This window comes from Methylobacterium sp. BTF04, assembly GCF_010692745.1.
Lineage (GTDB): Bacteria > Pseudomonadota > Alphaproteobacteria > Rhizobiales > Beijerinckiaceae > Methylobacterium.
Genome location: NZ_JAAHTB010000070.1, coordinates 1 through 12,349, shown reverse-complemented (window position 1 = coordinate 12,349; position 12,349 = coordinate 1). Strand labels below are relative to the sequence as shown.

At 61.5% G+C, this 12,349-nt stretch carries 9 protein-coding genes and 1 pseudogene; 6 read left to right on the top strand and 4 right to left on the bottom strand.

The features are described 5' to 3' along the window. On the bottom strand, positions 1–331 hold a 331-nt coding region (locus tag G3T14_RS22030), incomplete at its 3' end, for a hypothetical protein (protein ID WP_163644663.1). Between the two features lie 73 nt (positions 332–404). Between G3T14_RS22030 and G3T14_RS22025 the strand changes: the two are divergent. Beyond that, positions 405–566 (top strand): annotated as a pseudogene (locus G3T14_RS22025) (IS5/IS1182 family transposase); the annotation flags it as partial. Positions 567–597: 31 nt separating this feature from the next. Here the strand turns inward: G3T14_RS22025 and G3T14_RS22020 are convergent. Together G3T14_RS22020 and G3T14_RS22015 are read right to left on the bottom strand one after the other, a co-directional pair. Next, a complete protein-coding gene (locus G3T14_RS22020; protein WP_163644662.1) occupies positions 598–1,071 on the bottom strand; it encodes a hypothetical protein in 474 nt (157 codons plus the stop codon). Positions 1,072–1,254: 183 nt separating this feature from the next. After that, entirely contained in the window at positions 1,255–2,157 is a 903-nt protein-coding gene (locus tag G3T14_RS22015; protein ID WP_246733492.1) for a TorF family putative porin, read from the bottom strand. Positions 2,158–3,207: 1,050 nt separating this feature from the next. On the opposite strand from G3T14_RS22015, the gene G3T14_RS22010 reads away from it, so the two are divergent. Then, complete coding sequence (locus G3T14_RS22010) at positions 3,208–4,956, top strand: APC family permease (protein WP_163644660.1); 1,749 nt, start codon at positions 3,208–3,210, stop codon at positions 4,954–4,956. 139 nt (positions 4,957–5,095) lie between these two features. Further along, entirely contained in the window at positions 5,096–6,229 is a 1,134-nt protein-coding gene (locus tag G3T14_RS22005; RefSeq protein ID WP_163644659.1) for an aminomethyltransferase family protein, read from the top strand. A 90-nt stretch (positions 6,230–6,319) separates the two neighbouring features. Here the strand turns inward: G3T14_RS22005 and G3T14_RS22000 are convergent, their stop codons facing one another. Then, the gene (locus G3T14_RS22000) at positions 6,320–7,378 is read right to left on the bottom strand and encodes a LuxR C-terminal-related transcriptional regulator (protein ID WP_163644658.1); all 1,059 of its coding nucleotides are present in this window, start codon (positions 7,376–7,378) and stop codon (positions 6,320–6,322) included. Positions 7,379–8,013: 635 nt separating this feature from the next. Between G3T14_RS22000 and G3T14_RS21995 the strand changes: the two genes are divergently transcribed. From G3T14_RS21995 to G3T14_RS21985, 3 genes are all read left to right on the top strand, one after another. Further along, complete coding sequence (locus G3T14_RS21995) at positions 8,014–9,369, top strand: NAD(P)/FAD-dependent oxidoreductase (protein ID WP_163644657.1); 1,356 nt, start codon at positions 8,014–8,016, stop codon at positions 9,367–9,369. 81 nt (positions 9,370–9,450) lie between these two features. Then, positions 9,451–11,829 carry an aminomethyltransferase family protein gene (locus G3T14_RS21990; RefSeq protein WP_163644656.1) on the top strand — a complete coding sequence of 793 codons (2,379 nt, stop codon included), beginning with the start codon at positions 9,451–9,453 and terminating at the stop codon, positions 11,827–11,829. Between the two features lie 282 nt (positions 11,830–12,111). Then, positions 12,112–12,349: PAS domain-containing protein (locus G3T14_RS21985; RefSeq protein WP_163644655.1), on the top strand; the 238-nt coding region annotated here is incomplete at its 3' end.

Genomic DNA, 12,349 nt, shown 5'->3' with positions numbered 1-12,349 from the left:
CGCCTCGATACGCCGCCCTCAATCCACCGTCGTCACCCACTTTCCCGCATAGCTCCTCATAAAGCGGCAGATGTTCGGCCGCGCCAAACTCGACCTGCTCGAAGCTCGGCTGAGCGGCGCACCATGAGCCGCCCTGCATCGAGATTGCGTCAGACCCGAAGTTGCACGCCGAAACACAGCGAGCGAAGCAGAGCGCGAACTGACCTTGATTGTTGGCCAGTTGGAGCTCTTCTCCGCTCACGTGCGCGAGAGCCTCGACGTGCTGGACTGGACGGCCAGGCGCGATGTCCTTCGCCTCATGGTTCGGCGCATCGAGATCGATGATGGACACATCGAGATCGTCTTTCGAGTCTCACCACCGCCCCCGAGCGGACCGGATCAGGCTAACGCTCGCAGAGGGCAACGTTGTACAGCGGACGGTGGAAATCTCCTTCGCCTGGGCGACGCGCTTTCGCCGCCTCGTCAAGGATTACGAGCGCTATCCCAGCACACTCGCAGATCTCCACATCGTCGCCTTCTTCTGTCTCATGCTTAAACAGGCCGCTCAACTGACAAGCAGTCCATAACAGCCTCTAGAAAGATCCGGAGGGAGGAGGGTTACACTTGCGTTGCGAAGGCTGCTAGTGCGACGACCTTCGCGGCTTTAACGGTCCGTTCCCCACTGCGGACCGGCTCCGTGCGGGCCGCATCCACGTTCCGACGGCGCGTCGAGCGTGACTTTTTCACGAGAAAGTGCATCGGCTGGCGGTTGTGAAACCACAGGAGTTCGTCCCGCTCGTACGAGGGAACCGCGTAGGATGCCTGGATCTGACGGACCCTTGCCAACGGTACGTGGACGTTACCGGCAAAGGTCCAGGCTCCCGACAGCAACAGATCCGGAATCGTGGCAGAGCGCGGCAACAGGCAGTAAAAATCCCGGGCGAACCTCGATCGGAAAAGCAGGCAAGCCAACGTCAGGGAAAGTGTGGGATTTAGATCAGGCGCGGCCAACGAGAACTCGTATCGAGCCGTATTTTCGAAATCCGAGGCTTCCGTTTTTGCGGCAGACCCGACATCGGCGGTGTCGGGCACGTGCACGGCCCAGGAATGTGTCGGTCCACCCTCCACGTCATCGTCCCGCCCGATGCACCAATCGGAACGGCGGAGTGGATCAACGAAACGCTCCTTCCGCACCGCATGGGTCTTGAACCGATGAGGTGCGGCGGACGATTGCAGCCTCGCCGTCGCGGGATCCTGTATCGATTCGGCGAATGTCTAGTTGAAGAAATCGAGGACGCCGCGAGGCTGGGCATAGACGCCGGGCGCCGCCGTCGAGGCCTGCCAGCGGATCGAGCCGATGATGGCGTCGCCGCACCAACCGGAGCGGCCTCCGTTGAGATAGCCACGATAGTCCCCGGTGAAGGCGAAGCATGCCGTCTTTGAGATATCAGTCGTATGGAAGCGCAAATCGAGCAGGAGGTTCTTGAAGGTGTAAGAAACGCCCACGTTGCCGTAATTGTAACTCGGAAGGTTGAAGGACGTGAACCGTCCGATCGCCGGATCGAAGCCGGTGGCCGACGTCTTGGCTGCACCGATGAAGTAGTGGCCCCCTTCGCCGGAAATCGAGAAGCCGCCGGCATACGCCTCCGGCAGGAACGAGAACAGGGATGCGGGCAGCGTGTAGGCAATCGTCCCCGATGTGTAGGTCGCCGTGGCATGCTGGCCGAAGAAGCTCGGCGCATAGAACACGTTGGCGCCGACCGCCAGTTCAGGGGTCAATTGGTACAGCGCCTTTCCGGCGTATTCCACAAAATCGCTATTGGCAGTGGTCAGGAACGCCCCGGTTGCCGAATTGATCAGGCGTTTTTCGTTCGGGTAGAAGTAAGCTAGCACACCGAGATCGAATGAAAGCTTGTCGAAGACCGGGCGGATACCGGCGGTCAGATCGAACTCGAAATCGGGCTGGGTGGGAAGGCGGGTCTGCCAACTGTACATGGCCGCATATGCGAAATTATTCAGAAATTGCACCTCGAAGAAGTTCTGGATGCTTCCCTGACGGTTCGACTGAGAGACGCCGCGGAAATTATAGTCCGAAGCATATTGGGAGTAGAATGCAAAGCCGATCAGCGGGTCGGCGGCCTTTGCCTCAAGGGGGAGCTCTTTCGGGGCGGAAGCCAAATCTGCCGCGCTAGCTGCTGTAGCGGCTATCACCAATGTAGCGGCAAATGAACAAGCCGTTAACGAAAATTTAGACATAGGTCAGACCCCCCTTTTTTGTGAATTGACCCGTTTGGTATCCACGCCGAGCCAGAGCGCAGATTTCTTCACAGGCAACGACCAATCTCAAGCAGAAAAAGTAATCATTCAGTTGGAAGCCGGGTTTCGGGGATCGGGTGTCACTAACCGGCAACAGATTCGCGAAGCGCCAACGCGTTGGAAGGCGGGACGCCTTTACCGACACTTCCACGGCCTTGGCGGGACACCTGGCTCCCGGAGCGTTCTGTCTCGGGACATCGCCTCGATTGGCGTCTGTCGGCGTCGACGCTCAGTGATTGAACAAAAGTGCGCGGAAGGCTTCGTTTTTCGCCCAATTTCAGTGCAGATTCGCCGATCAGTGGTAACAAGCCAGGAAAGTGCTTGACAGCTGATCGCTCAAAAGGAAATGATTGTTCCTACCGAGAATTCATGGAGATCGGTTGGCTGCCTCACGTGGGGTGGATTGATGGAATCGCATGAAGCGTTCGACGGAATAACTTCGAGCCTGCGTGCGGCCGAAGGCGAGCCCGTATCGATTCGGCGGCCTGGACGGCTCCAGCGGTCGCCGCCGGTCTGTTGCCTGGAAATACAAAAATTCGGTTCTGCATTTTACCTTTCATGCCCGCCTGAAAGCCGGAAGTAGTTTTCTGATAAGCGGAAATCGTCTCTCGGGCGTCGCCGGTTTCTTTCGCAGATCTTCTGAAAAAGAGAGAAGCGGCTGACGTCCGTGGGTATGTCATGAGGATGTGTGTCGGTCATCGAACACAGAATGACAGATTGTGTATTTTTTGAGCGACTTTCGTGCTTGCCGCACCGGCTCACGTGAAAGACCTGCTCAGAAAAAGGAGTTCCGGATACTTGCCGGCTTTTCCTAATACGGCATCGAGACAGTCCGGCCTAGGTTTGCGAACCGGGTGTGACAGCGTCTCAATCCGGGTTGAACCCTCGAAAACACGATTGGAGAGCTGAACCATGAGCATCGGATCGACATCCTCCGCAAAGCCTCCGGGGGGCTACGCGGGGCCCGCCGCGGCTACCGACGAAGGCAAACTGCATCGCAGCATCAACTGGACGGGCGCATTTTGGGTCGCCAGCGGCGTGCCGGCCCTCGTCCTGTTCTCGGTCGGCGGCATAGCCAACAACACCGGCAAGCTCGCTTTCTTGATCTGGACGCTGTCCATGATCATGGGCTTCATTCAATCGTTCACCTACGCCGAGATCGCCGGTCTCTTCCCGAACAAATCCGGGGGAGCCTCGATCTACGGCGCGGCCGCCTGGGTCCGCTACGCTAAGCTTGTGGCGCCGCTGTCGGTGTGGTGCAATTGGTTCGCCTGGTCGCCGGTCCTATCGCTCGGATGTTCGATCGCGGCCTCTTACATGATCAATGCTGTAGCGCCCGCACCGACGGCCACTTCACCGGCCGTGGTGCAGTGGCTCGCCACGGACGGCGCAAGCCTACAGATGGCCGAGCCCGACAAGCTAGCCGCCGCGATCGCTGCTGTCTCGCCGGGCATCCGGACTTGGTCCCTGTTCCAAACCACCTTCGGTTCGGTCTCCCTGTCGCTGAACGTGGCCTTCTTCATCGGCGCTGCTCTGATGCTCGCGGTCTTCGCCGTCCAGCACCGAGGCATCCTTGGAACGGCGAATGTTCAAAAGTACATCGGCCTGCTGGTGATCATCCCGATGTTTATCGTCGGCGTCGTCCCGCTGCTGATCCACGGCGTGAATTGGGAAAACTTCTCACCGATGGTTCCACTCGCTGTTCCGGGTGCTCCGGCGCCCGGCACCTGGGACATCGCCGGCTGGACGCTCGTTCTCGGCAGCATGTTCATCGCGGCCTGGTCGACCTACGGCTTCGAGACGGCCGTTTGCTACACCAGCGAGTTCCGTGATCCGGCCAAGGACACGTTCAAGGCGATTTTTTACTCGGGCGTGCTCTGCCTCGCGCTGTTCACCCTCGTGCCCTTCACCTTCCAGAGCATGCTGGGCGCAGAGGGCATGCTCGAACCATCCATCGTAGATGGATCGGGAGTCGCAGCGGCTCTGGCTCACATGGTCGGCGGCGGACCGATCATCGAGAACTTCCTTGTCTTGCTGATGATCCTCGCGCTCGTGCTCTGCATCATGACGGCAATGGCAGGGTCCTCGCGCACTCTCTTTCAGGGATCGGCCGATGGCTGGCTGCCGCGCTACCTGAGCCACGTGAACGAGCATGGCGCGCCGACGCGGGCGATGTGGACGGACCTCATCTTCAACCTCGCGATCCTGGCGATCGCCTGTGCGGATGCGACGAGCTTCTTCTTCATCCTAGCCGTATCGAATTGCGGCTACATCATCTTCAACTTCCTCAACCTCAACTCCGCTTGGATCCACCGGATCGATTCCGCGCACATCCCGCGCCCGTACCGCGCACCGACCTTCGTCCTGGTACTCGGCGGCATCTTCGCCTTCGTGAACGTGGTCTTCATGGGTGCGGGGGCGAAGGTCTGGAACCCCATCGCCCTCTGGGCGGGCCTCATCACCGCGGCCCTGATCATCCCGGTCTTCTGCTACCGTCATTATGTTCAGGACGGCGGCAAGTTCCCGACCCAGATGTTCGAAGACCTGCACGTCGGCCCGGAAGAAGCGGTGAGCCGCCGTCGCGCCGGAATCCTGCCCTACGTGACGCTCGTCGCCGGCGTCGCGGTGCTCCTTCTGTCGAACTGGTTCTTCCAGCTTTGAACGAGCCTGCCAGCCGGGGCGAGCTGCCCCGGCTACCCGATCGCAGGCAAATCACGACGTCTCGTCGCGCCGACAGCCATCATTGGCTGAATTCGTCTCGGCCCGACCAAAAATGATTGAAATCAAAGGGACAAACGCCATGAACTACAAAGAACTTCCCCGCCAGTCGGCGCTCAGCGAGCGCCATCTGGCCCTGGGCTCGAAGCTCGATGCCGAGTGGAACGGGATGCCCATCCCTCAATCCTACCGCACGGACCGCTATGAGGAGACCACCATCGTCCGGTCGCGTGCCGGCCTGTTCGACGTCTCCGGCCTTCGCATCGTCAACGTCACCGGTCCGGATGCGGAAGCGATGCTGAATGCGATGCTGACCAGCGATGTCGGCGCGATCGCGCAAGGAAAGTCCGCGATCAGCAACATTGTCGACGAGAACGGCTCGCTGATCGACGACGTGCTAGTCTACCGCGACGGTCCTCAGGCGTTCCGTATCTCGCACGGGGGCGGCAGCCTCGAGGACGTTCTCCCGGAATTCACGACGGGCCGTACCGTCGAGGCGGGCCGGAACGACGATGTCCACATCCTCTCCCTTCAGGGGCCCTTGGCGCTTGACATCCTCAAGCCCCACACGCCGTTCGAACTCGTCAAGCTGAAGTACTTCGAACATGCTCGCACGACGTTGTTCGGCCATGACGTGTCCCTGGCGCGGGGCGGCTATTCGGCCGAGCGCGGCTACGAGGTCTTCTGCGCCTCCAAGGATGCCGTTGCGATCTGGGATGCGATCATGCTGGCGGGAGAGCCCTTCGGCATCGTGGCGGCCTCATGGGACTGCCTCGATATCGTTCGCGTCGAGGGTGGCTTGCTGTTCTTCCCGTTCGATATGCCCTTGCCCGACACCACTCCCTGGGAGATTGGATTGGATTGGACCGTCGACCTCGGCAAGCCGGACTTCCGCGGCAAGGCCGCCCTGCAGGCAAGGAAGGGCAAGGAACGCTTCAGCCAGGTCGGCCTCGAGATCATGCACGATCAGGCCGTGACGCCAGGCGCCAAGATCCTCAAGGACGGCCGCGAGGTCGGTACCGTCAACAGTACGACCTACAGCCGACACCTGATGAAATCACTCGGGCTCGCCCACGTGCCGCCCGAGCTCTCCGCACTCGGCACCGAAGTCGAGGTCCGAACCGAGTCCGGCACGCTGGTGGCCAACGTCGTGCGGACGCCGTTCTACGATCCGATGCGTCTGCGCACGCACCCGACGGACGAGAGGACCTCCTGAACCGATCGACGTAGCCGCATCGGAAGAGGCCGAGGCCCCGCCTCGGCCTCTTCCGATGCGCAACCACCCCTGCATCGCCTCGGTCCGACGTCAGGTCGAGGGGAAGAACGGGCTGAACTTCTTGATGAGGTCGCGCTCGGACGTGACGTCCGCCTTCCGGTAGATGCGGATCTTGCAATTCTTGATGGTGCCCTTGCTGATCTCCAGCGCCTGCGCGATCTGTCCCGTCGCCTGGCCCTTCATCGCGAGGGCCAGAATATCCCGCTCGCGCGGCGTCAGAGCGACTAGGACATCCGCCGCTGCGCGGTAGCTGACCAAATCATCCTGCGCCGCCGGTTTCGGCCCCAGCATGAAGATCCGACCGCCCGGAGCTAGGGCGAAATCCCGATCGAAGACCTCCGAGGTGATGACGTAATTCCGCGCGTGGACCGTCTGGATGGCGTCCGAAGGGGCGAGGGTCTCCAGCATGGATAGGATCGAGGTATCATTCAGGACCGCCTGTTTCCAGGACTCGTTCGCGAACACCTCCTCGTGGTGCCGGTCGCGGATCAACGTCGGCCGATTGAGCAGCCCGTCCGCCTGCGACCCGTCCGTGTAGCGCAGGTTGCTGAACAGATTGCCGAGATGGCTCCTGTGACATCCCTCCAGGGCGGGGAAGATCAATTCCGCCCGGCGGACGTCATCCTGCGAGAAGTTGCTTCGCTGCCGTTCGAGGAACAATCCGAAGCAGCAATGCCCGACCGTCGGGAAAAACATCCCGAGTTCGTCGGAAATATTCGCGGCCGGTCGGAATATCTTGCCGTAGAGGATCGATTCCGGGCTGGTATGACCGATCTCCGACAAGGTCAGGACCCCCGGCTTGCCGAACGTCTTCCAATACAGCGAGAAAGGATCGATGCGGAGGCACTTCTTGTTGTAGAATTCGACGATCTCGCTCGGAACCCCGTCCGTATAGAGCACATCGGGCGGCGCCACACGCGAGTAGCGGATGATCCATCCCGAATCGCTCTCGATGCACAGGGCGAACAGCGACAGCAGCTTCCGGTGAAAGATCTCGGTTCCGATCGATGCCGCGACCTCGCCGAGCTGCCTGTACCATTCGATATCGATCAACGAGATGCGGCTGGCCCGGATCGGTTCGTCACTCATTCTGAAACGGTGCCATCCCACCTGCCGAAACGCGTTCTCGGGTTGCGCGGCCCTGGCCGCCGACCCGGGCGCGCGCTCATCCGGCACAGTATCGCCGACGAGCTCAGCGCCCAAGCACTTCATCGACGATCGGCCAGTCGACCGCCGGATTCCGCGTTCTGGCTGGGCTCCCGGCTTCGACATGGCAGATGGAAACGCTCGCGCGTCGTCCACGGCGCAGAGGCATGGCCCCGCTTTTGCATTCCTGTGCCCCTCTTCTATTTGCAGTGCACAAACATGTCGCCACAGTAGTGCCAACAGTCACTATTGCTTCGTTGTTTCATCAAAGCGTAGATGCTTCACCCGGCGAGAATACTTCGATAGGAAGCCGTTCCTCTCGTCGCTACTCCGACGGGGCTTTGACGGACGTCACACATCGATCGAGCTTCGTTGTCGTCCGGGCGCGGGGCGCGACGAAGCGGGTATCCGGCCAGCTGCCGGGTTCCCCGTGCTAGCCGCGATGGCTCATCGACGGGCGCTCAAGGCTTTCTGCGTGCGAGGCGCGTGAACCGCGTCGAGCCGACATCATCATCCAGTGGCGAGGGGCACGATCAGTAGCCTTTTCAGCTCACGAGACAAAAAACGGGGTTCTGGTCATGCGGAAACGGGTTGCCATCATCGGTGCGGGTCCGAGCGGACTAGCCCAATTGCGGGCTTTCGAGTCGGCGCGGCGCGCGGGTGAGGAAATCCCCGAGGTCGTCTGCTTCGAGAAGCAGTCCAATTGGGGCGGCCAGTGGAATTACTCGTGGCGTACCGGCCTGGACGAGAACGGCGAGCCCGTTCACAGCAGCATGTACCGCTACCTGTGGTCGAACGGCCCGAAGGAGTGCCTCGAATTCGCGGATTACTCTTTCGAGGAACATTTCGGTCGCCCGATCCCCTCCTATCCGCCCCGGGCCGTCCTGCATGATTACATCGCCGGCCGGGTGGAGCGTAGCGATGTTCGCAAGTACATCCGGTTCTGTACCCCTGTTCGATGGGTGAGCTATTCGGAGGAGACCGGCAAGTTCACCGTAACGGCAAAGGACCTGATCAAGGACGAGCATCAGGTCGAGGAATTCGACTACGTCGTGGCGGCCAACGGCCACTTCTCGGTTCCGAACGTGCCGAGCTTCGAGGGCCTGGAACTCTTCCCCGGCCGGGTGATGCATGCGCATGATTTCCGCGTCGCCGACGAATTCGTCGGCAAGCGCCTTCTGATGGTCGGCTCGAGCTACTCGGCGGAGGACATCGGGACCCAGTGCATCAAGTACGGCGCCAAATCGATCACTTTCAGCTACCGCACCAAGCCGATGGGCTTTGCTTGGCCGGAAGGCTTCGTCGAGAAGCCGCTGCTGTTGAAACTGGTCGGAAACACGGCTCATTTCAAGGACGGCAGCACGGCCGAGGTCGACGCGATCATCTTTTGCACCGGCTATCAGCACATGTATCCGTTTCTTCCAGACGATCTGCGGTTGAAGTCCCATAACTGCCTGTACCCCGCCGGGATCTACAAGGGCATATTCTGGCAATTCAATCCGAAGATGATCTACCTCGGGATGCAGGACCAGTACTATACCTTCAACATGTTCGATGCCCAGGCCTGGTATGCCCGCGACTACATGATGGGCAAGATCACGCTGCCGAGCCGCGAGGACCAGGCAGCCGACATCGCCAAGTGGCTGGCCTATCAGGACACGCTCACTGACCCGTTCGAGGCGATCGATTTCCAGACGGAGTACGTCCGCGAGCTTCTGGAGGCCACCGACTATCCGCATCTCGACGTCGACAAGGTCGCCGAGCTGTTCAAGGAGTGGGAGCACCACAAGATGGCGGGCATCCTCACCTACCGGGACCGGTCTTACCGTTCCACCATCACCGGCACGGTCTCGCCGCCGCATCACACGACCTGGATGAAAGCCATGGACGACTCTCTCGAGGCGTTCATGGGGCTTCCTGTCGCCGCCGAGTAGGCGGCCGGCGTTCGCTACATGTTCCGACGCACCGTGCGTCGGGACCTTGACCGTCGAGGCGTATGCGCGCGGGATGTTGACATGAACCTGATCTGGATGCCGGGCGCCGACACACAGGCCACCTCGCCACGACCGAGGACCCGCTCCTTCGTGGCGCGGGGCGGATCGTCGTGCGCGTTCGAGGTCGGCGAGGGCGACCGCATCAGGATCGTCGACCCGGAAGGGCGGCAGCAAGCCTTTCTCTACGTGCAGGGCTACACCTTCGGAACGGGAGTGCCGGGTCGGGGCGCCGTCACTAAAACCGGCGAAGCGTTGACGAGGACGTTGCCGGGCGGGCAGGCGGTCGCGGCGGAGCTGCTACGACGCATCAGCCGATCGGAATTCGTCGAACACCGGCTCTTCGAGGCCGATTCGGAGGCGGGCGCTGTCTTCGTCGCTACGGCGGACGCGGCATCGGCGTGCGTGCTCGTCATTCCCGGGGAAGCGATGGCTCCCGACGGCCAGAACCCGCCCACCGACCTGCGCGTCGAGATCGAGCCGGCAGCGTCGTCGGAGGGCCTGCCTCCCCCGCCCCTCGCTCCGCCGCTCCTCGACCTGCGTGTGAAGGCGGCAACCGCCGAAGCCTACACAGTCAAGGCCGGTCAATACATTCAGATCGTCGACGTCGAAGGGCGCCAATGCGCCGACTTCCTCGCCTTCGATGCCGTCGCCCTGGCCGATGGCCAAGAATTCGGCCTCGACGCCACGACGACCCACACCCTGATGGGATCGACGGCACCCAAGCCTGGATTGCTGTCGAAGTACTTTGATGCGCGCATGGTTCCGTTGGTCGAGATCATCCAGGACACGGTCGGCCGTCATGATACCTTCATGCTCGCCTGCTCGGCCAAGTATTACGAGGACATGGGCTATCCAGGCCATTCGAACTGTACCGACAACTTCAACGCGGTCCTGAACCCCCACGGGGTGCAACCGAAGAAGGGTTGGCCGGCGATCAACTTCTTCTACAACACCGTTGCGGGCCCGGACGATCTGATCACGATGGACGAGCCCTGGTCCCGCCCGGGCGATTACGTCCTGCTACGGGCCCTGACCGACCTCGTCTGCGCCACGTCCTCCTGTGCCGACGACATCGATCCAGCCAACGGCTGGATCCCGACCGACATCCACGTTCGGATCTATGACGCCGAAAGCGCCTTCTCCAAGGGTATGAGCCACCGCATGACACCCGATGCCGAACCGCGCCTGACCCGCGAGTCTGGTTTCCATTCCCGCACCGCCGCCCTGACGCGCAAGATGGAAGATTATCGCGGCTTCTGGGTCCCGACCTGCTTCAACGCGGCTGGTCCGCTCGAAGAATATTGGGCTTGTCGCGAGCGCGCCATCATCATGGACCTCTCCGTGCTGCGCAAGTTCGAGGTCATCGGTCCCGATGCCGAGGACCTGATGCAGCTCGCGATGACACGCAACGTCCGCAAGCTGGCCGTCAACCAGATCGTCTACACCGCGATGTGCAACCCGCACGGCGGGATGATCGACGACGGCACCCTATTCCGCCTCGGCCAAAACAACTTCCGTTGGATCTGTGGCGACGAGTATTCCGGCGTGTGGCTTCGGAAACTCGCCGAAGAAAACAAGATGAAGGTCTGGGTAAAGTCTTCCACGGACCAGCTCCACAACGTCGCGGTGCAGGGCCCGAAATCGCGCACGATCTTGGCGAGCCTCCTCGTGAGCCCGCCTCAGGAACCCACCGTAGATGAACTGAAATGGTTCCGTTTCACCGTCGGACGCATCGAGGGCGTGCCGGTCCTGGTGTCGAGGACGGGCTACACCGGCGAACTCGGCTACGAGGTTTGGTGCCACCCGGGCCAGGCGACGGCGGTGTGGGATTCGATCGTGAAGGCCGGCGCGCCGCACGGCATGATGCCGATGGGTCTGGCCGCGCTCGACATGTTGCGGATCGAGGCGGGCCTCGTGTTCGCCGGATTTGACTTCTGCGACCAGACGGACCCCTTCGAAGCAGGCATCGGCTTCACCGTTCCGAAGGACAAACCCGATCACTACGTCGGATCGGAGGCGGTCGCGCGGCGACGGGACAATCCGCACAGGCGGATGGTCGGACTCGACGTGAGCGGAAACGAGCATGTCGGGCACGGCGATCCCGTTTATGACGGCCGGACCCAGGTCGGCGTCGTCACCAGCGCCACGAAGTCGCCTATCCTAGGCAAGACGATCGCCCTCGCGCGCCTCGATGTCTCCGCCGCGACGATCGGCCGGCCCGTCGAGATCGGCAAGCTGGACGGTCACCAGAAGCGGCTCGCAGCGACGATCGTTGCATTCCCCCACTTCGATCCGCAGAAGACCCGTGTCCGAACGGAATTGCCCGCGCCCGGCAGCACGGAGGTCGCAACTCCCATGACGTCCCTGGATGCGGTCGCGACGGCCGGCATTCCGGCTTAGAGGACGATGGCTGCTGCGGGCCGCAGCCATAACGCGGCGCGGATATTCGCGGTCGGCCGCCGGCGCCCGTTGGACGCGTAGGCGGATCGACGTCGCGCCGGGACCGGGCCGACGAGGGGACTTCCACGATCGATCAGACTTGGAAACGGGCGCGCTCGTGCACCCTGGTCGGATGGAAGACGAGGCGGACGCTGTCTGAAAGATCGGTTCGTGCAAATGATAGACGCCAGCGCGTTTCTTCAGAATCTCTCGAATAGAATCGACGGATTCCTGTATAGTAGCATGAACAATGCCGACTATACCATGTCTTTTTTATCGGACGGCTTCGGGCGGTTGCTCGGATACGACACCGCTGCGTTCCTTCGGAGCGGATCCAGTTTTTCGAGTCTGATCCACGCGGACGATCTACAAAAAGTCGATGGTGCGGTTGCGTCCGCCCTGAACGAAGGAGGTCGGTGGCAGATCGAGCTATGCGGGAAAGTGGGTGACGACGGTGGATTGAGGGCGGCGTATCGAGGCG